The following is a 24,846-nucleotide window of genomic DNA, read 5'->3' as shown; positions in this document are numbered from 1 at the left end:
CTCGCGAGCCCCTGAACCGGGCCTCCCGGCGCCGCTCGCGGGCCGTGGATTCGGGCTCTCGGCGAAGCCTGCGAGCCGTTAGTTGGGATCGCAGCGGACCACGAGGATCGCGATGTCGTCGCGCGGCGACTCGGGGGAGAACGCCTCGACGGACTCGAGCAGGGCGGTCGCGATCTGCCTGGCGCCCTTGCCCGCCGCGTCCCGCACGGCCCGTTCGATGCGCTCGTGGCCGTACATGGCCGCGCCGTCGCGGCGCTCGGTGACGCCGTCGGTGAAGAACACCAGGGCGTCGCCGTGCTCGAGGCGGACGTCCACGGGGTTGACCTTGACATCCGGGAAGAGCCCGACGGCGGTGCCTTCGCGGCCCACCCAGGAGGTCTCGCCGTCGGCGCGGAGCAGCAGCGGCTTCTCGTGCCCCGAGAGGCAGAGCGTCGCGTTGAGCGAGCCGTCCGGGTCGCGTTCGAGGAGCGCGGAGGCGATGGTCGCGTAGCGCATGTCGCCGGGCTGCTCGAGGAGCGTGGCGTTGAGCAGTTCGAGGGCGCGCGGGAGCGGGCGGCCGTCGCGGGCCATGACCCGCAGGACGTCGCGCACGACGCCGGTGACGGCCGCGGCCTGCGCGCCCTTGCCGCACACGTCGCCGATCGCCACCCACAGGCGGTGGTCGGCGAGCTCGGTCGCGTCGTAGAAGTCGCCGCCGACCTCGGTGCCCGATGCCGGGCCGGGGCCCGACCCGGGCAGGCGGCGGGCCGTGGCGGGCAGGTACTCGGCGGCGAACGAGACGCCGGCGACGTCCGGCAGCGAGCCCGGCATGAGCGCCGCCTGCAGCTCGTTGGCGACGGCCTGGCGCTCGGCGTGGATGCGGGCGTTGTCGAGGGCGAGCGCGCTGCGCTTGGCGAGGTCGGCGACGACCGCGCGCTCCTCGGACGAGTGCTGGCGCTCGACGTGCTTGCCGACGGTGAGGACCCCGATGGTGGCGCCGCGCGCCGAGAGCGGCACGGCGATGCCGTCGAGGCCGCGCGGCACCGGCAGCTCCATGCCGGTCCAGCCGTCGGTGGCCAACGCGGCGGCCAAGGCGGGGGCGGCGCCGTCGAGCTTGCGGCGCAGGTGCTCGAGTTCGGCCTCCTCCGCGTGCGTCAGGGAGGCGAGGCGCAGGTCGCCGCCGTCGCCGGTGAGGTGGACGGCGGCCCAGCGGCCGAGCTGGGGGACGACGAGCTGCGGGATGAGCGCCACGGTCAAGTGCTCCTCGAGCGAGTGCGCGAGGAGCTCACCGGCTTCGGCGAGGTAGGTGAGCCAGCCGGAGCGGCGCTGCTCGTCGGTGCGCATCCGGTCGATCTGGACGGCGAGCGCGATGCGCTCGGCGACGAGTTCGGCCAGGGGCCGCCAGCTCGGCTCGGCGTCGCCGGCGAGCATGAGCTTGCCGCAGGCGGGGGCGGTGAGCGGGAGCGGGACGGCGACCGAGACGCTGCCGACGTCGCCGAACTTGGCGAGGATCTGCGCGCCGGCGCCGTCGCCCGCGTCGTACTCGATCGCGCCGCCCGCGGCGGCCGTCGCGTCGTGGCAGCGGGCCAGGAGTTCGGTGACGAGCTGGTCGACCGGCAGCCGCGACTGGATCGCGGGCGCGACGGTGAGGAGCGCGGCGAGCTGGGCCAGGTCGGGCAGGTGCGCCTCGACGGCGGCGTCCGGGTCGGGCCGGGTGGCCGGCCGGGCGTCGGGGTCGCGGTCGATGCGGAACCAGATCGACTTGCCGGTCGCGTCGTGCGTGGTGCCCCACGAGGACGCGAAGCGGTCGACCAGGAGCAGGCCGCGGCCGCCCTCGGCGGTGACCTCGGGCATGGCCGTGTCGAGGGGGTCGATGCCGCCGGAGCGGTAGTCGGTGACGGTGACGCGCACGCCGATCGGGTCGGCCGCGACCGTGAGGTTGATGTCGGTGCCGGCGTGGACGACGCCGTTGGTCGCCAGTTCGGTCGTGAGCAGCAGGGTCTCGTCGAGCAGCTCGGTGAGTCCTGCCTCGGTGAGCACGGCGCGCACAGCGGCGCGGGCGGCTGCGGGGGAGCGGTCGTCGGCCGGGAGCCGGAGGCGCCGGGCGAACCTCTCGGGGTACGTCACGGGCCCCAGTCTATGCCGGTCGGCCCCCGTGCCGCGGTACCGCGTCGCCGTGCCGCGGGCCGCTTGCGACCGTCGCTTGAACGGCGGGCAGTGCCGTTGCACAGCAGGGGAAACGCGAAGCGGCGGCCGCCCGGAAGGGCGACCGCCGCTCAGGAGTCGATCCGTGCGCTCTCGTACGTCACGGGATCGGTGTCTGTTTACTCCCGGTTCGTCGCGGCCCTGCGGCGGCGCGGCATGAAGAACACGACGGCACCGGCGAGGAGCGCGGCTGCGTCCGAGCTGATCAGGATGATCGAGGAGTCGCCGGTCGAGGGCGGCCGCCCGCCGCCGCGAGCGTGAGGGCCGCCGCGGCCGCTCCGGCACCCGCTGCGCGGGCGCCGGACCTGATGAAGGGGGACATACGTCTCCTATGGGGATCTTCGAGTCGGGGGGTGCGGCGCTCTCGCGGTCTCCACACGATCGTCGAACTCGCCCGCGGGAGCGCTGCAACAATGCACACGCACCACAGGAGACACCGGTTGCGAACATCTGTCAGTTTTCTTTCGATAACAGGAAGTGACGGAACGCATTGCCCTCAGTAACCTGCCTTCACGTTTGCCCGGTTCGTGTGACAACCTGGTACCCAAGCCTGTCTCCGCAGCTGAGGAACCACGCCATGACGGACACCGTTTCCCGTACAGCGAGCCCGACCGACGAGTCGGACCTGCTCCGAAGCCTGGCCGACGCGCTGGGCGCCGTCGAGCGGGGCGACTTCTCGGTGCGGCTCCCGCGCGGCGAGGGACTCGCCGGGGAGGTCGTCGACCGGTTCAACGCCGTAGTCGAGCAGGCCGACCGGCAGACCCGCGACCTCGCGCTCATCGCCCGCGCCGTCGGCCAGGAGGGCTCCTGGAACCACCGGCTCGTCATCGAGCACCTCGACGGCGGCTGGTCCGAGGGCGCGGCCAGCGTCAACCGCCTGGTAGAAGAGCTCGTGCGGCCCACGATCGAGCTCGGCCGCGTGCTCGAGGCCGTCGCCGCCGGCGACCTCACGCAGGAGGCCGTCCTCGAGATCGAGGGCAAGCAGCTCCGCGGCGAGTTCCGCCGCCTCGGCGAGACCGTGAACCAGATGGTCGGGCTCCTGCGCTCCTTCGCAGGCGAGGTCACGCGCGTCGCCCGGGAAGTGGGCACGGAAGGCCAGCTCGGCGGGCAGGCCGACGTCCAGGGCGTCTCCGGCACCTGGCGCTCGCTCACCGACGCCGTGAACACCATGGCCTCGAACCTCACCGAGCAGGTCCGCTCCATCTCCACGGTGACCCGCGCCATCGCCGCCGGCGACCTCGGCCAGACCATCACCGTCAAGGCCTCCGGCGAGGTCGCCGAACTCGCCGACACCATCAACTCCCTCACCGCGACCCTCCAGGTCTTCGCCGGCGAGGTCACGCGCGTCGCCCGCGAGGTCGGCACGGAAGGCCGCCTCGGCGGCCAGGCCTCGGTGCCCGGCGTCTCCGGCACCTGGAAGGACCTCACCGACTCGGTGAACGACATGGCCGCGAGCCTCACCGACCAGGTGCGCGACATCGCGAAGGTCACCAGCGCGGTGGCGCGCGGCGACCTGACGCAGAAGATCGCCGTGCCCGCGCAGGGCGAGATCCTCGAGGTCAAGACCACCGTCAACACGATGGTGGACCAGCTCTCCAGCTTCGCCGACGAGGTCACGCGCGTCGCCCGCGAGGTCGGCACCGAGGGCCGCCTGGGCGGCCAGGCGCAGGTGTTCGGCGTCTCCGGCACCTGGCGCGACCTGACGCAGAACGTGAACCAGCTCGCCTCGAACCTCACCGAGCAGGTCCGCTCGATCTCCACGGTGACCGCCGCGGTCGCCCGCGGCGACCTCACGCAGAAGATCGCCGTCGACGCCCAAGGCGAGATCCTCGAGGTCAAGACCACCGTCAACATCATGGTGGACCAGCTCTCCAGCTTCGCCGACGAAGTGACCCGCGTGGCCCGCGAGGTCGGCAGCGAAGGCCGCCTCGGCGGGCAGGCGAACGTCCAGGGCGTCTCGGGCACCTGGAAGGACCTCACTGAGAACGTGAACCTGATGGCGTCGAACCTGACCGCCCAGGTCCGCAACATCTCCTCCGTGGCCACGGCCGTCGCCACCGGCGACCTCTCCCGCCAGATCACCGTCGACGCGCGCGGCGAGATGCTCGAGCTGAAGTCGACGATGAACTCGATGGTCGCGCAGCTCTCCCAGTTCGCGGACGAGGTCACGCGTGTGGCCCGCGAAGTGGGCACCGACGGCCGCCTCGGCGGCCAGGCCAACGTCCAGGGCGTCTCCGGCATCTGGGAGGCGCTCACCGACAACGTGAACTCCATGGCCTCCAACCTGACCGCCCAGGTCCGCAACATCTCCTCCGTCGCCACCGCGGTCGCGCGAGGCGACCTCAACCGGCAGATCACCGTGGACGCGCAAGGCGAGATGCTCGAGCTCAAGACCACCATGAACACGATGGTCGCCCAGCTCTCCCAGTTCGCCGACGAAGTGACGCGCGTGGCCCGCGAAGTGGGCACCGACGGCGTCCTCGGCGGCCAGGCCAACGTCCAGGGCGTGTCGGGCACCTGGAAGGACCTCACCGAGAACGTCAACTCGATGGCCTCCAGCCTCACCAGCCAGGTCCGCGACATCGCCTCGGTCACCACGGCCGTCGCCCGCGGCGACCTGACGCAGAAGGTCACCGTCGACGTCCAAGGCGAGATGCTCGAGCTCAAGACCACCGTGAACACCATGGTCGAGCAGCTCTCCAGCTTCGCCACCGAGGTCACCCGCGTCGCCCGCGAGGTCGGCGTCGAAGGCAACCTCGGCGGTCAAGCCGAAGTCGCCGGGGTCTCCGGCACCTGGCTCGCCCTCACCCGCAACGTGAACTCGCTCGCCGCCACCCTGACGCTCCAGCTGCGCGCCATCGCGAACGTCGCCCACGCCGTGGCCCGAGGCGACCTCACCCAGTCCGTCGACTTCGAGGCCGCCGGCGAGATCGCCGACCTCACCGAGTCGATCAACCAGATGATCACCGCGCTGCGCGACAAGACCCGCCAGAACACCGACGCGGACTGGCTCAACTCGAACCTCGCCCGCATCTCCTCGCTCCTCCAGGGCCGCAGGGGCGTCGAAGAGGTCACCCGCATGGTCCTCGACGAGGTCACGCCGCTCATCGACGCGCAGACCTCCACGTTCTACGTCCGCCACGAGGACGTCTCCGGGCACGTCACCTACCGGCTCAACGCCGTCTACGGCCACCCGAACCCGGGCGAGAAGAAGCTCATCGAGGACAACGAGGGCATGGTCGGCCAGGCCGCCGCGTCCAAGCGCACCATCCACCTGCACGACATCCCCGAGGGCTACCTGGAGATCTCCTCGGGGCTCGGCCAGGCCACCCCGACCGACCTCATCATCCTGCCCGTCCAGTTCGGCGACAAGGTCCGCGGCGTCATCGAGTTCGCCTCCTTCAACACCTACTCCGGCCTTCACAAGCGGTTCCTGGACGCGCTCGCTCCGAACGTCGGCGTCACCCTCGCCACCATCGAGGGCAACGCCCGCACCGAGGTGCTGCTGCGCGAGTCCCAGCGCATGGCCCAGGAGCTGCGCGCCCAGTCGAACCGGCTGCAGGAGACCAACGTCGAGCTCGAGGAGAAGGCGCAGCTGCTCTCCGCCCAGAACAAGGCGATCGAGCTGAAGAACGAAGAGGTCGAGACCGCCCGCAAGGACATCGAGGAGAAGGCCGAGCAGCTCGCGCAGGCCTCCAAGTACAAGTCGGAGTTCCTCGCGAACGTCTCGCACGAGCTGCGAACGCCCCTGAACTCGCTCCTGCTGCTCGCGCGGCTCCTCTCCGAGAACACGGACGGGAACCTCACCGAGCGCCAGATCGAGTTCGCGCGCACCATCTACAACGCCGGCACCGACCTGCTCACCCTCATCGACGACATCCTCGACCTCTCGAAGATCGAGGCCGGCCGCATGGACGTCTCCGTGCACCCGGTCGACCTCGCCGAGATCCTCGGCGACATCGAGTCCGCGTTCCGGCCCCAGGCCGAGGACAAGGGCCTGGAGTTCGCGGTCGACGTCGGCGCCGGCGTGCCGCAGCTCATGCAGACCGACGGCCAGAAGTTCCAGCAGGTCCTGCGCAACCTCCTGTCGAACGCGGTCAAGTTCACGCGCATCGGCTCGGTGACCCTCGCCGTGCGGCGCGTCCCCGCCGACCTGCGCTTCGACGCCCCGCACCTGAACGCCGCCGGCGAGCGGCTCGCGTTCAGCGTCATCGACACCGGCATCGGCGTCGCCGAAGGCAAGAAGGGCATCATCTTCGAGCCGTTCCAGCAGGCCGACGGCACCACGCGGCGCACGTTCGGCGGCACGGGCCTCGGCCTCTCCATCTCGAAGTCCCTGTCGCTCATGCTCGGCGGCGACGTGTTCATCGAGCACACCGGCGACGCCGGCTCGAAGTTCACGTTCGTCGTCCCCGTCGAGATCGACACCGAAGGCGACTACACGCCGGTCCGCTCCGAGATCCCGCCCGTGCGCGAGCCCTCCCCGGGCATCCTCACCGGCGCGCCGGAGACGCCCTCGTCCTCGGCCGCGGCCCAGCACCTCGAAGGCGCCACGGTCCTCATCGTCGACGACGACATCCGCAACGTCTTCGCGCTCACCGCCGCGCTCGAACTGCACGGCATCGACGTGCACTACGCCGAGAACGGCGCGGACGGGATCGACGCGCTCCAGCACCACCCGGGCATCGACATCGTCCTCATGGACTCGATGATGCCCGGCATGGACGGCAACGAGACCACGCGCGTCATCCGCCGCATGCCGCAGTTCGCGGACCTGCCGATCGTGTTCCTCACCGCGCAGGCCCTCGCCGAGCAGCGCGAGAAGTCCGTGGAGGCCGGCGCGAGCTCGTACCTGACCAAGCCCGTGGACCTCGACCTGCTGCTCGACACCATGTCGCAGTGGATCGTCACCGGGCCGGGCGCGAACGGACGCCACGCTGCGCGAGGCGGCGCACACGAAACGGCCCCCGGGCGGGACGGTGCCGCGTCCGAACGCGACAATGGCGGACCGACCGTTGGAGGCACCGCATGAGCACCGCCCGCGTCCTGCTCGTTGACGACCGTTCCGAGAACCTCCTCGCACTGGAAGCCATTCTCCAAGGGCTGCCGGTGAACACGATCGCGGTCACCTCCGGCGAGGAGGCGCTCAAGCGGCTCCTCTCGGAGGACTACGCGGCGATCCTCCTGGACGCGCAGATGCCCGGCATGGACGGGTTCGAGACGGCGCGGCACATCAAGCAGCGCGAGAAGACCCGGCACACGCCGATCATCTTCCTCACCGCCGCCGACCGCGACGCGCACCTGGCGATGCGCGGGTACTCGGTGGGCGCGGTCGACTACATCACGAAGCCGTTCGACCCGTGGATGCTGCGCACCAAGGTGAAGGTCTTCATCGACCTGTGGGCGCAGGGCCAGGCGCTGCGCCAGACCTCGGAGCGGACCAGGGACCTGCGCGAGCGCGAAGGGCTCCTCACCCGCCGCCTCGACCAGGCGCGGGACGCCCTCGCCGCCTGGCAGGACGGCCGCGACGCGGACCCGGAGATCGACCGGATCCTGGGGCTGCTGGAGCCCGGCCAGGCCTAGGTTCCCGGCGGCGGCATGCAGAGGTTCGACCGCCGATAGGGCCCGGCCTCGGCGAAGCCTGCGAGCCGCCAATCGGCACTGTTCGACCCTGGCCGACGGGTGTGCCATTGCGGCAGCGCGCGGTGTTCGCTACTCGTTCGCATGCTGAAGAGGTTCGACCGCGGCATGGGCCCCCGGTCTCAACCCTGACACGGGGGTGTGACGGCGTCGCGCCGCAGCGTGTTCGAACAGCAAGGGTGACAACGTTTCGCGTTCTATCCGCCGCCAGGTCTCCTGCTTTCGGGGGAAACCGGTTAGGGTTGTCCCGTGACGCACCAGAAGCTCGACATCTCGGTATACCGCGAGGCGAACGAGACGATCGTGGTGCTGACCGGCGAAATCGACCTGCACACCGCGCCCCGGCTCTCCGCCGCAGTGGACGCCGCCCTCGTGGACGACCCCGTGCGGGTCGTCCTCGACATGCAGGGCGTGACCTTCTGCGACTCCCGCGGACTCGGCACGCTCGTCGTCCTCGCCCGCGCCGCGGCCCGCGCCCGGGCCGTGCTCGTCCTCTCCAACCTCGGCGACTTCCTCAAACGCCTCCTCGCCGTCTCCGGCATCGGCGAGCACTTCGTCATCCGCGAACCCGCCCCTGACACCGCAGACGGCCCCGAACTGGGCCTGAGCGACATCGAGGAGACCGGCACCGACAGCGGCCAGAGCTTCGGCAGGCCGGAGTCCGGCCAGGAGCCCCGGCGATGAACCTCACCACCACGGCGCTGGCGATCCTCGGCGCCGCCGCCGTCCTCGCGCTCGGAGGTATAGCGCTCGCCTGGATCGGCCTGGCCCGCAAGACCACCGGCGTCCTCGTCGCCGGCACCTCACTGCTCTTCGCGGGCGGCGCCACCGTCCTCGCCTGGGCCATCGTCGAAGGCGCGGGCGCGCAGGCGTTCGCCGTCGGCCTCGCCGCCGCGATCGTGCCCGCCCCCGTCCTCGTCGGCACGTTCCTGTGGCTCGGCCGCTACCGGCGCCGCCCCTGGCTCGTGCTCGCGTTCTGCTTCGGCTGGGGCGCGTGCGTCGCGACCGCGATCTCCCTGATCGTCAACACGAGCGCCTCGATCCTCCTGGACAAGAACGACCTCGACCCGAACCTCGCGGCCGTCTTCTCCGCCCCCGTGATCGAGGAGATCACGAAGCTCCTCGGCCCCCTGCTGGTCTACTGGACCGCCCGCCGCCACCTCACCGGCACCCTCGACGCCCTCGTCTACTGCGGTCTCGCCGGGGCCGGCTTCGCCGTCGCCGAGAACGTCCTCTACGCCTCCGGCGCGTACGTGAACGGCGCCGAGAACCTCGACGCCGCCGCCGGGATCGCGCAGGTCACCCTCCTCGTCGCCGTGCGCGGCCTCGCCACCATGTTCGCCCACCCCCTCATGACCGGGCTCTCCGCGATCGGCCTCGGCAGGGCCGCCCGCAAGCCCGGCCGCAAGGGCCTCCAGGCCACCTGGATCATCGGCATGCTGCTGTGCGGCATGGGACTCCACGCCCTGTGGAACGGCTCCTCCGTGCTCGGCGTGGAGCTCGACATGCCCGCGCTGTGGTTCGCGCTCTACCCCGCGTTCCTCGCGCCCCTGTTCTTCACCATGGTCGGCGCGGCCCTGTGGCTGCGCGCCGCCGACGCCCGCCGCACCCAGACCGCGCTCGCCCCCATGGTGGCCGCCGGCCAGATCTCGCCGCCCGAGCTGGCGTCCCTCGCGTCGTTCTCGCGCCGCTCCGCCGCCCGCGCCTGGGCCTACCGCCACGCCGGGGAGCCCGGTGAGGACGCCATGAAGCAGTTCCAAAGGGCCGCCTCCGATCTCGCCGAGCAGTACGACCTGGCGTCCATCGGGCGGCCCTGGGACGACCGGCGCATCGAGCACGCCGTCCACCGCATGCACGCCGCCCGAGCCGTCTACGCCGGCGCCGACCCGTACATGCCCCGCGCCCTCTGGGACGGCCGCCAGTACCACGTGACGTTCCCCGACGGCCAGATGCGGCCCCTCGAAGCGCCTGCGCAGCCGGTGATGCCACTACCGATGCCGCCCCCGCCTGCGTACCCTGTCACGTATGCATGAGGGACCCATCGGGCCCACCTCCTGGGCCGGCCCCGCTGAACCGTCCACGACCGTGCCCCCGCCGCGCTCCGGCAGGCCCCGCTGGAGGGAGCCCCATCCCGTCCGTGTCGGCCCTGTAGCGGCCGGCTCGGCCCTCTCCGGCCTGTGGGTGCTCCTGTGGCTCTTGGCGTACGCCAGAAGCACTGGGGAGTCCCTGCCCACCGGGGCGGGCTTCGCCTGGGTGACTTTGGCCGCGAGTACGATCGGGGCGGTCGCCGCTGCGCTGCTGGCGCGCTACGGTGACCGCGGAGCTGCGGTCGGCGTAGCGGCGGTCGCAGGGACGGCCGCTGGCGTCACGGGGCTCTCATGCGAGCTGTATCTTTTGCTGACCGGCGACTGGATCCTGTGGTTACATCAACCGCAGGTCGCCACATCCTTCAGTAGGTCGTATCGAACGGCTGCCCAATCGGGCCGCAGGTTCCATTGAATGAGAAGACGGGGACGGATCGTGTCGTATTTCGCTGTGGCTGTGGGCCGCGAGGGCGACGAGTGGGAGGCCTCCGAGGTCGACCTCGACGCTGTTGCCGACGTCGAAGACGCGGCTGAGGCCATGCGTGAGGCTTTTCCTGACGCCGACCTGACGCTGCTGTTCGTCGATGCCGACGACGAGTACCTGACGGTGATGCGCCTCGACAACGGGGACGACCTGCGCACCTTCGGCTCTGACGCCGAATACGCGTCGCAGTCGCGCCTGGGCGAGGCTCTTCTGGGCGACCTCGAGCCCGAGGGCACCGAGGAGATCGACACCGAGGACGAGGAGTCGATCTCAGCCCGCCCGACCGAGCTCGACGCCGAGCCCGTCGGCGAGGCGGACGTGCTTAGCGACCTGGGCGTGCCCGGTTCGACCCTGCTCGCCCTGTGCGCCAAGGAGGGCATGCTGCCCACCGACGTGGTCGCCGAGGTCGCCAAGACCATCGGCTTCACCGAGGCCCTGGAAGACGCCATCGGCTCCTAGCCCCGATCCCTATGCAGACCCGCCGCGAGGTCCACGAGCACTGGATGCGCCGCGCCCTCGAGATCGCGCGCACCGGAGGCCTCCCGGCGGACCTCGAGCCCCGGCCGGGCGTCCCGGCACACCCGGCCGACACTCCGCTCGCGGAGCACCCCGACGCCCCGGCGGCACCCCGCCAGGACCTGCCCGTGGGGGCCGTCGTCATCGGCCCCGACGGGAGCGAACTCGCCGCAGCCGCCAATGCCCGTGAGGCGCTGGGCGACCCGACCGCGCACGCCGAGGTGCTCGCGCTGCGCGCGGCGGCGATCGCCCACGGGGACGGGTGGCGGCTCGAGGATTGCACCCTCGTGGTCACCTTGGAGCCGTGCACGATGTGCGCGGGCGCGGCGGTGCTCGCCCGAGTGGGTGAAATCGTGTTCGGCGCTTGGGAACCGAAGACGGGCGCAGTCGGCTCCCTCTGGGACGTCGTGCGCGACCCCCGCCTCAACCACAACCCCGACGTCTACGGCGGCATCCTCGAAGCCGAATCCGCAGCGCTCCTCAGGGAGCACTTCGGGCGAAGCCCGAACAAATAGGAGAGCGGGCGGAGCCCGAACAAGTAGCGGAGCGGGCGGAGCCCGAACAAGTAGCGGAGCGGGCGAAGCCCGAACGACTAGCGGAGCAGGCGAAGCCCGAACAAGTAGGGGAGCGGGCGGCGCCCGAACAAGTAGCGGAGCGAAGCCCGAGCGGCTACCGGGTCGGGCGGAGCCCGAACCGCCGGCGGCGTGGGCGGGAATCGGTCCGCCCGCGCGACGGTAGCCGCGCAATTCCGGCGCTAGCCTTCAAATCAGGCACCCCGGGACCCCCCGATTCCATTCTCGCGCGGGGGTGCGACATCACCCGAAGCCTGGGCGTTTCCAGGCGCCGGCCTTCAAAACGGACAAGCGAAGGACCCCCGGCCTCGGTGACGCTTGCGAGCCGTAGATTCGCAAGGCCAAGGGCGGCACGGGGGTCCGAGACTGCTCCGGCGGCTTGAGCGCTAGTCCGCCGCCACCGCCTTCTCCTGGCGCTTCTCCTGGGTCCTCGCGAGCAGCTGGGCGATGTCGATGACCTCGACGTCCTCCCGGCCCGCGTCGTTGACGCCGTCGCGCAGCATCGTGGAGCAGAACGGGCAGCCCACGGCCACGGTCTTGGCGCCGGTCGCGACCGCCTCGTCGGCGCGCTCACGGTTGACGCGCTTGCCGAGCGGCTCCTCGAGCCACATCCGGGCCCCGCCCGCGCCGCAGCAGAACGAGCGCTCCTCGGTGCGCGGCATCTCGGTGATCTCCGCGAACGACCCGAGCAGTTCCCTTGGCGGCGTGAAGATCCGGTTGTGCCGTCCGAGGTAGCAGGGGTCGTGGTAGGTCAGCTTGCCCTCGTGCTCCTCGACCGGCGTGATCTTCCCGGCGTTCACGAGGTCGTTGAGCAGCTCGGTGTGGTGCACGACCTCGTACTTGCCGCCGATGTCCTCGTACTCGTTGCCGATGGTGTTGAGGCAGTGCGGGCAGGTCGCGACGATCTTGACCGCGCCGACCTCGTTCAGCGTCTCGACGTTCTGCTCGGCGAGCATCTGGTACATGAACTCGTGTCCGATGCGCCGCGCCGAGTCGCCCGTACAGGTCTCGGCCTCGCCGAGGACCGCGAACTTCACGCCCGCGTCGTGCAGCAGCGTCGCCACCGCACGGGAGGTCTTCTGCGCCTTGGGGTCGTACGCGCCGGCGCAGCCGACCCAGTACAGGTACTCGAAGTCGCCGCCGGCCTCGGCGATCGGCACCTCGAAGTCGAGCGGCTCGGCCCACTTGAGGCGGTGGGCCGGGTTCTCGCCCCACGGGTTGCCCTTGTTCTCGAGGTTGCGCAGCATGGTCTGCGCCTCCTCGGGGAAGTCCGACTCCATCATGACCATGTTGCGGCGCAGGTCGAGGATGTGGTCGACGTGCTCGATGTCGACCGGGCACTGCTCGACGCACGCGCCGCAGGTGGTGCAGGACCACAGCACGTCAGGGTCGATCACGTTGCCGATGATGTTGATCTTCTCGTGCGGGTCGGCCTCGCCGCCGCCGCGCTCCTTCGCGATCGCCGCGGCCTTGAGGTACGGCGCCTGCTCGTACAGGTGGTCGCGCAGGTCGGTGATGAGCTTCTTCGGCGAGAGCGGCTTCCCGGTGTTCCATGCGGGGCACTGCGACTGGCAGCGCCCGCATTCGGTGCACGTGGAGAAGTCGAGCATGCCCTTCCAGGAGAAGTCGCCGATGGTGGCGACGCCGAACGGCTGCGTCTCGGGGTCGGCGGTCTCGAAGTCGGCGGGCTCGCCGTCGATGAGCATGGGCTTGGCCGCGCCGAGCGAGACCGCGCCGTCCGCGTTGCGCTTGAAGTAGATGTTGAAGAACGCCGTGATCCGGTGCCAGCCGATGCCCATCGAGGGGATGAGCGCGAGCATGAGGAAGAACGTCCAGGAGACGAGGATGTCCAGGCCCGCGGTGAGGGTGATGGCGTTGAGCAGTGCGTCGTGGGACGCGCCGCCCAGGCCGCCCGCGAACAGCGCCGAGACCGGCGAGGACCACTCGGGGACCTCGTCGAGCGCGACCTTGAAGACGCGGACCGCCATGTGCGAGAGGACGATCGTGAAGATCGTCGCCTCGATGTAGAAGGCCATCCACTGCCGGGAGCCCTCGAACCTGGAGGAGGAGCGCCGCTGGCCGGCGTCCGAGGCGGTGCCCTGCGGCGGCACCGGGTTCGCCCGGGGCTGCCTGACCATGCGGACGACGAAGAGCGCGAAGATGGCGAGCCCGGTGAGCACGGTGAGGATCTCCGAGGCCAGGAGCCACGGCCCCCAGTGCCCGACGATCGGCAGGCCCCACTCGGGGTTGAGGACTTCGAAGTACGACTGCGCGAGGGCCGGGGCCAGCAGGAAGAACCCGAAGAACACCGCCCAGTGGGCGAGGCCGACGCCCGTCCACTTGAGCATCCTGGTGTGCGCCAGGGTCTCCCGCAGCATGGTCTTGACCCGCGTCTGGCGCGGGCCCTTGCGGGTCTTGTCGGGCGTGCCGAGCCTGATGAGCTCGAGCATCCCCAGTCCGGCTCGGACGAACAGCCCGATGGCGACCGCGGTGTACGCGAACGCGATCGTGGCCGTGACGATTTGGACGACTCCCATGGCGACCTCTCGACGTGCTGTCTTCACGACAGTGCGGTGTTCCCGATCACGATACATGTTACTGCTCAGTAGCCACCTTGTCGCGGCGGGCTCGGTTGCGCCGACCCCTCTCGCGGTGGCCCCTGTCGTGGCGGGTCCCGTCCCGAGCGATGCTTGTCGCGGTGGCCCCACCCGGCGACGCCGCCGCGCCGACCCGGCCGAAAGTGGAGCGGTCCGGCCGCGCCGCGGGTGACTTCCAGATGAACTGCGTGCAACCGGTCTCCACCGACGCGCGTGTAATCAGCACTGGATCTTTCCGGTTCCCATAACCCCAGCTCAATGGCTAACTGAACAAGGAGCCCCTTTGTCCCCTGATTCTCCCAGGGCCCGCCGGGCAGGCTTGCGCCTGCTCGCTGCAGCGGCGGCGGGATGCACCGCGGCGGCCGCGTTCGCGGTCCCCGCGTCAGCCGCCGACATCCCCGGCATCGAAGGCGACCCGGTCGCCGCCCTGCAGCTCACGCCCGATCTCGACAACCCCGAGATGGCCCCGAGCTCAATGACCGTGGACTACACCCCGGCCACTCCCGGCGACACCGCGACGCACGCGGTGGTCACGGAACTCGTGTTCGACGACCCCTACGGCGTCCTCGACATCACCACCGCCGACCCGGCCTGCGACGTCTCCGCCCCCGCGACGATCGTCTGCGCCTCCGACGCCGGGCCGCACACGGAGTTCCTCTTCGAGGTCCTCCCCGCCTCCAGTGCGGAGGACGACACCATCGACTACACCTTCAAAGCCACGGTCGACGGCACCGACGTCGCGGGCAGCTCCGGCGCCTTCGGCGTCGTGTCCGACTACGACGTCCACAACCCGTACGCCCACGGCGACTTCGCGGTGACCGAGGTCGGCAGTGGCGACTCCGTCAAGGTCAAACCGGTCTTCTACCAGGACTTCGACCTGGCCCCCACGGCGGCCGCCGTGGTCATCTCCTTCACCAACCCGCTCCCCGGCGGTGACTTGAACACGTCGGGCCTCGCCAAACCGGTCGACTCGTACAACAACTGCCGAACCGTCTACGACGGCGCCACCGCCACCGGTGTCGAGTGCGTCATTACCGACTTCACCGACGCGAAGGGCCAGTTCCTGACCCTTGCGACGGGGATGCTCTACGACATCAGCTCCGGCATGGTCGGTCCGCTGGACGTGTGCGACTGCCGCTACAGCGTCTCGACGATCAACGCCGACGCCCTGGCCGAGTACGACGACCTGTCCTGGACGGGAACCACACTCGAGCTCACCACTGCGCCTGCGGGCTGGGACGGCGCCGAGGAGTCCATCGCCTACTACTGGGGCGGCGTCACCCTCACGACGAAGGACAGGACCTACGACCTGGAGGTCTCGGAGACCTTCATCGAGGGCATGGTCGGCAATACCGTCACGGTCACCACAAAGATCGAGAACAACGGTCCGGCCGGGGGCCCCGACTTGAACCCGGAGAGCGACTCGTACCTTGTGCGGGCGCAGCTGCCCGAAGGCACCGAGCTGGTGCGGGTGGACAGCGACAGCGGGAACGCATGGGACTGCTACGGCCCCGACGAGCTCGACGAGGTCTACGCGGCGACCACCACTGCCCTCGAGCGGTTCGACTTCGCCTGCGCGCTCGACAAGTTCGGGTTCGGGGCGCGGCCGGACATCACCTACACCGTGAAGATAACCGACACCACCGCCTTCCAGGGCGCGGTCGAGATCGGCGCGGTCTATGAGGGGGATTTCGAAGGCAACCCCGAAAGCGACTTCGCGCTTATCTACAGCGACGCCTATGAGGCCCGTTACGACTACAACCAGGACGACCACGAGGACCTCCTCGTGATCCGCAAGTCCGACGGGGCGCTCCGCCTCTACCCGGGCACCAGCGCCGGGACCTACGGTTCCGCGCTCACCGTCGCCACCGGCTGGGCCAAGATGGACATCGTCATGGCCGGCGACCTCACCGGCGACGACCTGCCGGATCTCGTCGCCCGCGACAACACGACCGGGACCCTCTACACGTACCCGGGCAACGGCACGGGCGGTCTCCGCGCCCGCATCACCGTCGGTACGGGCTGGGGCAAGGTCGGCCAGATCTCGGTCGGCTACTACGACGGCGACGGCATCCCCGACCTCTACGCGACCTCATACGCGGACGGGAACCTGTACTACTACCCGGGCCTCGGCAACGGCAAGTTCGGCGCCCGCGAGTTCCTCAGCGAGCAGTGGGACGGCATGGACGTCATCACCTCGATCGGCGATGTCGACAACGACGGCTACGACGAGTTCCTGAGCCGCTGGAACTTCGACGGGCACTACTACATCTTCTCCTCTCAGGGCGAGGTCTACGAGCTGAATCAGGCCTTGCACACCTACGGCAACCGTTTCGAGCAGACCGTGGGCGTGGGCGACCTGGATCGAGACGGTTCGCCCGACTTCGCCGCGGCCGATCTCCAGACCGGAGAGCTCCTCGTGCGCTCCTTCGATCCGAACGCTTCCAGCGAGATGCGGAGCACGGTCGTCGGAAAGAACGGCTGGAACACCGTCCGCCTCCCCGTCACTGTGCTCGACCGCAACTACGACATCGACTACGACGGTTACAGCGACTTCTTCGCGCAGCGCAAGTCCGACGGCGACCTCTTCCTTTACTGGGGGACCGGCAAGGGGCACGGCGAGCGCGTGAACATCTGCGACAACTGCAACGGCATCACCATGACGATCCCCGGCGGCGACTACACCTCCGACGGGCGCACCGACATGCTGATCCGCACCTATGCTGGCGAATTGCGCACGATCGCCGGGAGCGACGCGAGTGAACCGGGCTTTCAGTGGGACCCGTACATCGCCGTGGGCCCGGGCTGGAACGCAATGGGCACCATTACCGGCGGGCACGACTACAACAGCGATGGCAAGGACGACCTCATCGCCGTCCACTCCTCGACCGGAAACCTGTACCTGTACCCGGGGCGGGGCGACGGGACGTTCGGCTCGCGTGCTCTGATCGGCAACGGCTGGAGCGCGATGCGCGAAGTCACCGCTGTCGGCGATCTCGACCACAACGGCCACGCCGACATGCTCGCGATCAGCAAGTCGGACAGCTGCCTGTACTTCTACAACGGCACCGGCAGCGGCAAGTTCAAGTCCCGCGTGAAGGTCGGCTGCGGCTGGAAGACCTACGAGGCCATCACGGCCGTCGGCGACTTCAACCGCGACGGGCACGCGGACTTCTTCAGCCGCCGGACCGACGGGATCCTGTTCCTCTACCCGGGCAACGGGACCGGCGGCCACGGCTCGCGCGTCACCATCGGCAACGGTTGGAACGCGATGAACATCGCCTAGCGGCGGTCGCGGTCAGACGCACTGAATGAACAAAGGGGAGCCCCGCTTCGGCGGGGCTCCCCTTCACATTTCCGGTCAACGAGCCGCAACCGCTTCCATATGAGTCGCGTGTAACCGAAGCCGGTACCCGGCTCCACACCCCGCTTGAACCCCAGGACATCTGAATGAACGAAGCTCCCCCCGAGAAGCCCCGCCGCCGCAGGCCCGCCCGGATCGCGGCCGCCACCGCGGCCGCGCTCGGCGCGACGCTACTCGCGTATCCCGGCGGCACCGCCACGGCCCAGACCGACATCAACTGCGACGCACTCGGCGACAACCCCGTGGAGCCCCACGCTCGCGACGCTGTCGAAACCGCGATCGCGTGCGGTGTCGACGTCCGGATCTCCAGCCGCAATGATCCGCACACGACGATCGCCGCCACGCCTGACGGCGAATTCCATCTCGTCGCCACCGTCGAACCGTCGCAACAGGTTCCGGTCGACACCACGCTCGAAGTCGCCGGCGACTCGCTGGTGTCGGCCGAGCCGATCTGGGGCGCCCGACTTCCGCACGCGGCGGACGCGAACTTCCTGCTGTGGACCGGTCTCTCGAAACTCACCTGGGCCGGCGGCGTCCCGACTCCTGAGTACTCCGGCTCCACCGCGGTCTACGACGAACTCGCGACCGGTCTGGACCTCACTGCGGAACTCGGTGCGAACTCGGCCGAGTTCCGGTTCACGGTCGACGATGAGGCGGCCTGGAACGCCCTCTCCACCGGTCTGGGCACCGGCCTCGGCATGGACTCCGGCGACGAGCAGTACGCAGTCGTCGATGGCACGCTGCGTCTGGAACCGTCCTCCTCCACCTACTCCGAATACGGCTCGGAGTGGTCCACGCCGTTCACGATTCGGGATGCCGAAGGAACCGTCGCCACTGCGGGGCTCGCCCTGGAAGCCGACGGCTCGCTGCGGCTCTCGTCGCCCGATGCCGAACCGGCGTACCCGCTGACGCTGTCGACGCAATGGGCAGAGCGAGCCTTCTGGTTGAACGAATGGGGATCGGTCACCTCCGCGGCCCCGGACACCGCCGTCTACCGAGGACGAGCGGGCCTGGACGACGCCTACTTCGCGTCCGCCGGCGCCGATTCCCTGGTCGGCGCCTACTGCGACACCGTGGCCGACCCGTCCTGCACCACTCAATTTGAGGCTGAGGCGTATTGGGGCTTCCAGTGGCCGATGCTCGAGCACGTCTTCAACGACCACTGGGAAGAGCTCTCCTTCCCGGTCTCCTCCGCCTCGTTCACCGTCGACGCCGCTGAAGGTGCCACTTGCACGGCCCCGGAACTGCAGCTCACCGGCGAGTACACCCCCGCTGCGACCTGGAACGCGCGACCCGAGGCGATCGGCGCCGCCGGCGTCGGCGCCTGCCGGGACGGCACCGCCGAGTACGACGTCACCGCAGCGCTCCACGACACCTGGGGCGACTCATACGGCGGGACCGACGCGACCTTCGCCATGACGGACAGTTCGCCCGCGGCCCTGTTCGACGGCGGATCAGCCCGGCTCGACGTCTACTTCGCCGCCGTCGTCTTCCGCTACGACCCACCGACTTCCACATGCTCGACCACGCAGGCGTCGCCAGTGCAGCAAGGGTCCTCGACTCCCCGCTACGGCGGGTTCTACACCCAGGTGATGCACCAGGAGGTCTTCGTCCCTGACCTCACCTGGACCGCGACCTTCGCCGACAGCGAGACCGGTGCGACCATCCTGACGACCGCTCCCGCCGCGCTGGGACCCGAGTTCCGGCCCACCTGGAGACTCGGCGCCGCTGACGCGCTCGCGGACGGGAACTACGAAGTGACCTACGAGTTCACTTCGGTGGAAGGGGAGTTCGCCTACACCTCCGAAACCTGCTATTTCGCAGTTGACACCGCCGCGCCGGACCTGGTGTCGATCGAGGTCGAGAGCGGACTGCACCAAGTCGGCGATGAAGTCGAAGTCACGGTCGAAGTAGCCGACGCCGGCTATCCCGGCAGCGGAAAGTCCCTGCTGGTCCAATGCTGGTCCTCCGGCTGCGAGGTACCGGGCACCACCGATACCGATTCGGTCAGGCTGACCACCGGAACCACCGCCTCGTTCTCAGTGACCCTGCACTCGAGCGCTGCGGAAGTGCCCATCGCAGTGCTGGACGAGGCGAACAACCAGACCGTTGAGTCGGTCTGGATTCACGGCACCGGCAACCACCACGACTTCAACGGCGACGGTTCGCAGGACCTCATGGCCGTCCGCGCGTCCGATGGCGCGCTGGTGTTCCACGCAGGCGGGGGAGACGGGACCTTCGCCCCCGGAGTCTCGAAGGGCACCGGGTGGGGCGGGTTCGACGTCACCATGGCAGGCGACCTGACCGGCGACGGCAAACCCGACCTGCTCGCCCGCGACGCGAAGACCGGCACGCTCTACACCTACCCGGGCGACGGCTCGGGAGGCGTCGGCCCCCGCATCACCGTGGGCACCGGCTGGAACGCCTTGGGCGCGTTCACCTCCGCCGGGGACTTCAACTCCGACGGCAAGCTCGACCTGTACGCCGTGGGCCGATCGGACGGGAGGCTGCACTTCTACCCGGGCCAGGGTGGCGGCACGTTCGGCACCCGGGTCCTGCTCGGTACCGGCTGGGGCGTCATGGACGCCCTCACCGCAGCCGGGGACCTCAATGAGGACGGGAAGGCCGACCTCCTCGCGCACGACTCGCGGACCGGCCAGTACTACCTGTACCAGGGCGACGGCGCCGGGAGGCTCAGCGGCCGCATCGCCGTCGCGGCTTCCCTGGACGGCTCAGGAACCGACCGGTACAGCCAGGTCACGGGCGTCGGTGACCAGGACGGCGACGGCAGGGAGGACCTCCTGGCCGTCGACTCCCGCACCGGCGAGCTGGAGCTCCACTCGCTCAACGGGAACGGCACCGCCGTACATGCCGGCAAGGTCGTCGCAACCGGCTGGGGAGGCAACCGCCTCGCGGTCGTTGACGAGGAACGCACCTACGACTACAACGGCGACGGCGCCACCGACTTCGTAGCCCGTGTCGGTGTGGACGGCACGACCTACCTCTACCCGGGCACGGGCACCGGCACCCATGGCACCCGCGTCTCCTGGGGGACCGCGCTGCAGGGCATGACCCTCATCGCGACCGCCGGGGACCTGAACGGCGACGGCTTCGCCGACGTCCTGGCCCGGACTTCGGGCGGTACCTTGTACCTCTACCCGGGCACCGGTTCGGGCGCGCTCGACACCGCGGGCCGGATCACCGTCGGCACGGGCTGGAACGCGATGGGCGCCATCACCGGCGGGCACGATTACAACGCCGACGGGAAGACGGACGTCATCGCGGTCGCCTCGGACGGCGCCCTCTGGCTCTACCCGGGCACCGGCAACGGCACGTTCGGCGCGCGCAAGGCGATCGGCTCGGGCTGGACCTCGATGAAGGAAATCACCGCCACCGGCGACCTCGACCACGACGGCCACGCGGACGCCCTGGCGGTCAGGTCCTCGGACGGCTGCCTGTTCTTCTACGGCGGCACCGGCACAGGCCTGTTCAAGACGGCTGTGAAAGTCGGATGCGGTTGGAACGCGATGGATGCCGTCACCGGCATCGGCGACTTCGACCGCGACGGCCACGTCGACTGGATGGCCCGCCGCAAATCGGACGGGTCCCTGTTTCTCTACCCCGGCGACGGGGCCGGGAACCACAGCGCCGCCAAATTGGTCGGCACCGGCTGGAACGCGATGACCATCGCCTGACACCACTGAGCTGAGGCCGCGACCGCAGGTGCCGGTCGCGGCCTTCGCCGTCTCCGGACAGGCGCCTGCAACCGGTGAGGCACCGGGTGCGTGTAGTCGATGCCGCGATGCGGCCGACCCCGCCCTATCTCCCTCGAAGCCCCCCAGGACATCTGAATGAACCGAATCCCCTCCCGGGACCGCATGCTGAAGCGGCTCGCGGCAACGACCGCTGCCGCAGTCGGCGCCGCACTCCTCGCCGCGCCCGGCACCGCAGCCGCCCAGCAGGACATTGGGGCCGCCGTCGACTGTGCCTCCCTCGGCGGCAACCCGATCGCCGCCGGGCTCGAACGCGCCCTCGAAGCGGCGGTCGCCTGCGGTGTGGAAGTCCGCATCAACGCCCGCGCCACACCCCATGCCACCGTGTACGCCACCCCGGACAAGCGGCTCCACTACGTCGGCACCGCCGCCCCTGTACAGGACTACCTCGACCGAGGGCCGGCTGATTCGTCGCTCGTCGCCTCCGGCGGCACCCTGGCACAGGCCAACGCCGCCTGGCCGCTCACCCTGAGCCACAGCGACACCACTGCCCCGCTCCTGGCGACCGACGGTGTCAAGTTCGACTGGAACGGGCCCCAACCGGTGCCGACACACAGTGGATCCACGGCCTTCTACGACGAACTCGCACCCGGGCTCGACCTCTCCGTCGACACCGCGGTGTCCTGGGCGGACCTGACGTTCACCATCGCGGACGCGGCCGCGTGGGACGCGCTCGACACGGGCTTGACGGTGACCGCCGGCGGCACGATAACCGTTGCGGAAGACACACTCGTGGCGCCTAAGAACGTCTCCGGCCTCGGCAGGATCGACGTCACCTCACCGTTCCTGGTCCGCGACGCAGCGGGTGGCTCGTACCGCGCCGAACTCACCCGCGCCACGGACGGGAAGCTCACCGTGGCATTGCCGCCGGACATCGGGGCGCGGTACCCGCTGACGCTCACCACCTCCTGGTCGGAGATCGGGGGCGCTTCGGCCTGGTGGGGTGCGTCCACCTCGGCGCAGCCCGACCTCTCGCTGTACCGCGGTGAAGCCGGACTCGACCAGCCCTACTTCGAAGCCGCAGGAGCCTCCGCTCCCACAGTGGTCGGAGCGTACTGCGACGCGCTCGCCGACCCCGACTGCGCGAGCCCGGCACAGGCCGCGGCGAACTGGGGCTTCTTTTCGCCGACGGTGACCTCGCTGGTTCCACCAGGCCTTACGAGCCCGAGCTTCACCTTGATCGAGAGCACCTTCCGAGTCGACGCGGTGGGCGGCGAATGCACGGCGCCTGACCTGAACCGCACCGGCACTTACATTCCCGGGCACAACTGGGACTACCGGCCGAGTGTCGCAGGAGGCGCCATCACCGGCTCCTGCCAGGACGGCGCCGCCGTGTACGACCTCGCCCCCTGGCTGACGCCGAACGTGCTGCCTACGAACCTCGCGATGCTCGCCAGCGCCGAAACCGCGCGCTTCGACGGCGACTCGGCCCGCATGGACGCCTACTACGCGATCAACCACTTCTCGGCGCCCACGTTCCCCTGCCACACCGACCCCGACTCCCGGAACATCAGCGACTCGGCGGACCTCTCCTACGGCAACATGAACGCGAAGCTCTGGCGCCCCGACCTGTTCGGTACCGATATGACCTGGGCTGCAACGGTTAGAAACCGCGACACCGGCGAGGTCCTCGCCGCGACCGAGCCGGTCGCGGTCGTGTCCGGTTGGAGCACCGGAGTCATGCTCAGAGGTCTGCCTGACGGTCGCTATGAGACCCGCTACGAATTCACCGCGAGCGATCCCGCTCTCAGCTTCACCAGGTCCTGCTATGTCGAGACCGACACCTCGGCCCCCGATCTCGAGTTCGCGGTGCTGCCCGGCCCGCGGAACGTCGGGGGCGAGGTCGAGCTGGCGATCACCGTGTCCGACAACGGGTTCCCGAACGGGATCGACTTCCAGGAGATCTCCTACAGCATCGGCGACGCCGACCATGAGACCCACGGCGACTACCGCACGCAGAAGGCCACGAGCACGGTGACGGTACCGCTCTGGAGCGTCGAGTCGAAGGTGTGGGTCCGCGCCATGGACCGGGTGGGCAACTACGCCGAGGACGGCATCAGCGTCTACGCGCATGAGTCCCGCTACGACTTCAACGGTGACGGCTCCCAAGACCTGATGGCCGTCGGCAACGGGAACCTGTACTTCTACCCGGGCAAGGGCGATGGGACCTTCGGCTCCCGAGTCTCGCTCGGCGGCGGCTGGGGGGCGATGGATGTCGTGATGGCCGGCGACCTCACCGGAGACGGCAAGGCCGACCTCCTCGCCCGCGACCCCAAGACCGGGACGCTCTACACCTACCCGGGCGACGGCAAGGGCGGCATCGCACCCCGGATCGCAGTCGGACCGGGCTGGAACGCCATGGGCGCCTTCGCGAGCGCGGGGGACTTCAACGGCGACGGCAAGGTCGACCTCCTCGCGGTCAGGAAGTCGGACACGAAGCTGTACCTCTACCCCGGCACCGGCAACGGCCGATTCGGGACCTCGAAGGCGATCGGTTCGGGGTGGAACGTCTTCGACACCCTCGCGTCGCCGGGGGACATCGACAACGACGGCGATGACGACCTGCTCGCCCGCGACGTCCAGACCGGCGGCTACTACTTGTATCCGGGGAACGGGTCCGGCTCTTTCGGCACCCGCGTCGCGGTGCCCGCCAACCTCGACGGGACCGGGAACGACCGCTTCCGCCAGGTCGCCGGCGTCGGCGACCTCGACGGTGACGGATTCCAGGACCTGCTCGCGATCGACTCGCGCACCGGTGAGCGCGAGCTGCACTCCCTGACGGGCGGCGGCGCGGCGCGGCACGAAGGGATCGTGGGCGCGAGCGGTTGGGCCGGGATCCGCCTTCCGGCTCCTGTTCGCGACAGCGCGTTCGACTACAACGGAGACGGCATCACGGATGCGATCGTCGTCGACAAGGACTCGGCTCTCGGCCCGGGAATGGTCAACGGCGACGGCAGCGGCAACATCAACTCGACCCTGAGCTTCGCAGCTTCCTTCGGAAACTGGAATGACTTGGAGTCGGCGGGCGACATGACCGGCGACGGCCGGGCCGACCTGCTCGTCAGAGGCGCCGATGGCGACCTTCACCTCCACCCCGGCACCGGCCGTGGCGGGTTCACCTCGCCGTCCATCAAGATCGGCGCGGGGTGGAACGCCTTCAGCCTGATCTCCGGAGGGGCCGACTACAACGGTGACGGCAAAGCCGACATCATCGCCCGCGAGACGGCGACAGGGTCGCTGTGGCTCTACCCGGGCAAGGGCGACGGCACGCTCGGCACGCGCGTCCTGGTCGGGAACGGCTGGAATGCGATGCGCGAGGTCGAGGCCACCGGCGATCTCGACCATGACGGGCACGCGGACATGCTCGCGATCCGGATCTCCGACGGCTGCCTCTACTTCTACGGCGGCAAGGGCAACGGGACCTTCAAGCCGATGGCCAAGATCGGCTGCGGCTGGGGTGCGATGAACGCGATCACCGGCGTCGGCGACTTCAACCGCGACGGCCACGTGGACTGGTTCGCCCGCCGCAAGTCCGACGGCGCTCTGTTCTTCTACCCCGGCAACGGGGCCGGGAACCACGGCGCCGCCAAAGTGGTCGCCACCGGCTGGAATGCGATGACCATCGCCTAGCG

General features: G+C 69.8%; 11 protein-coding genes. 9 read left to right on the top strand and 2 right to left on the bottom strand.

The window, feature by feature from the left end; translation table 11 throughout:
* Window positions 1–78 precede the first annotated feature (78 nt).
* Window positions 79–2,106, bottom strand: a complete 2,028-nt coding sequence (locus QWI33_RS13575) for a SpoIIE family protein phosphatase (RefSeq protein WP_289957676.1) — start codon at window positions 2,104–2,106, stop codon at window positions 79–81.
* Between the two features lie 655 nt (window positions 2,107–2,761).
* On the opposite strand from QWI33_RS13575, the gene QWI33_RS13570 reads away from it, so the two are divergent.
* The 6 genes from QWI33_RS13570 to QWI33_RS13545 all read left to right on the top strand — a co-directional run bounded on the left by QWI33_RS13570 (window position 2,762) and on the right by QWI33_RS13545 (window position 11,423).
* Entirely contained in the window at window positions 2,762–7,216 is a 4,455-nt protein-coding gene (locus QWI33_RS13570) for a HAMP domain-containing protein (RefSeq protein ID WP_289957675.1), read from the top strand.
* Window positions 7,213–7,767: a response regulator gene (locus tag QWI33_RS13565; protein WP_289957674.1), complete on the top strand. Its 555-nt coding sequence runs from the start codon at window positions 7,213–7,215 to the stop codon at window positions 7,765–7,767. Before QWI33_RS13570 ends, QWI33_RS13565 begins: the two co-directional genes overlap by 4 nt.
* 306 nt (window positions 7,768–8,073) lie before the next feature.
* Window positions 8,074–8,508 (top strand): STAS domain-containing protein, encoded by a 435-nt coding sequence (locus QWI33_RS13560; RefSeq protein WP_289957673.1) that lies wholly within the window; start codon window positions 8,074–8,076, stop codon window positions 8,506–8,508.
* A complete protein-coding gene (locus QWI33_RS13555; RefSeq protein WP_289957672.1) occupies window positions 8,505–9,857 on the top strand; it encodes a PrsW family intramembrane metalloprotease in 1,353 nt (450 codons plus the stop codon). Before QWI33_RS13560 ends, QWI33_RS13555 begins: the two co-directional genes overlap by 4 nt.
* 487 nt (window positions 9,858–10,344) lie before the next feature.
* The gene (locus tag QWI33_RS13550) at window positions 10,345–10,851 is read left to right on the top strand and encodes a tRNA adenosine deaminase-associated protein (RefSeq protein ID WP_270115452.1); all 507 of its coding nucleotides are present in this window, start codon (window positions 10,345–10,347) and stop codon (window positions 10,849–10,851) included.
* An 11-nt stretch (window positions 10,852–10,862) separates the two neighbouring features.
* Window positions 10,863–11,423 (top strand): nucleoside deaminase, encoded by a 561-nt coding sequence (locus tag QWI33_RS13545; RefSeq protein WP_289957671.1) that lies wholly within the window; start codon window positions 10,863–10,865, stop codon window positions 11,421–11,423.
* A gap of 443 nt (window positions 11,424–11,866) precedes the next feature.
* On the opposite strand, the gene QWI33_RS13540 is transcribed toward QWI33_RS13545, so the two are convergent.
* Window positions 11,867–14,017 (bottom strand): (Fe-S)-binding protein, encoded by a 2,151-nt coding sequence (locus tag QWI33_RS13540; RefSeq protein WP_289957670.1) that lies wholly within the window; start codon window positions 14,015–14,017, stop codon window positions 11,867–11,869.
* Window positions 14,018–14,360: 343 nt separating this feature from the next.
* On the opposite strand from QWI33_RS13540, the gene QWI33_RS13535 reads away from it, so the two are divergent.
* The 3 genes from QWI33_RS13535 (at window position 14,361) to QWI33_RS13525 (ending at window position 24,844) form a co-directional block, all read left to right on the top strand.
* Entirely contained in the window at window positions 14,361–17,363 is a 3,003-nt protein-coding gene (locus tag QWI33_RS13535) for an FG-GAP repeat domain-containing protein (RefSeq protein WP_289957669.1), read from the top strand.
* A gap of 164 nt (window positions 17,364–17,527) precedes the next feature.
* Window positions 17,528–21,136: an FG-GAP repeat domain-containing protein gene (locus tag QWI33_RS13530; RefSeq protein WP_289957668.1), complete on the top strand. Its 3,609-nt coding sequence runs from the start codon at window positions 17,528–17,530 to the stop codon at window positions 21,134–21,136.
* A 156-nt stretch (window positions 21,137–21,292) separates the two neighbouring features.
* Window positions 21,293–24,844, top strand: coding sequence for an FG-GAP repeat domain-containing protein (locus QWI33_RS13525; protein WP_289957667.1), 3,552 nt, complete (start codon window positions 21,293–21,295; stop codon window positions 24,842–24,844).
* Window positions 24,845–24,846: the final 2 nt, after the last annotated feature.

The sequence above is a fragment of the Glycomyces tritici genome, from assembly GCF_030403505.1.
The sequence above is the reverse complement of the archived record's forward strand: the minus strand, read 5'-3'. Positions and strand labels throughout refer to the sequence as shown.

Coding starts and splice junctions, on each gene's coding strand:
- QWI33_RS13570 (WP_289957675.1), top strand. CDS start 2,762: ATGACGGACACCGTTTCCCGTACAGCGAGCCCGACCGACGAGTCGGAC.
- QWI33_RS13565 (WP_289957674.1), top strand. CDS start 7,213: ATGAGCACCGCCCGCGTCCTGCTCGTTGACGACCGTTCCGAGAACCTC.
- QWI33_RS13555 (WP_289957672.1), top strand. CDS start 8,505: ATGAACCTCACCACCACGGCGCTGGCGATCCTCGGCGCCGCCGCCGTC.
- QWI33_RS13545 (WP_289957671.1), top strand. CDS start 10,863: ATGCAGACCCGCCGCGAGGTCCACGAGCACTGGATGCGCCGCGCCCTC.
- QWI33_RS13540 (WP_289957670.1), bottom strand. CDS start 14,017: ATGGGAGTCGTCCAAATCGTCACGGCCACGATCGCGTTCGCGTACACC.
- QWI33_RS13530 (WP_289957668.1), top strand. CDS start 17,528: ATGAACGAAGCTCCCCCCGAGAAGCCCCGCCGCCGCAGGCCCGCCCGG.
- QWI33_RS13525 (WP_289957667.1), top strand. CDS start 21,293: ATGAACCGAATCCCCTCCCGGGACCGCATGCTGAAGCGGCTCGCGGCA.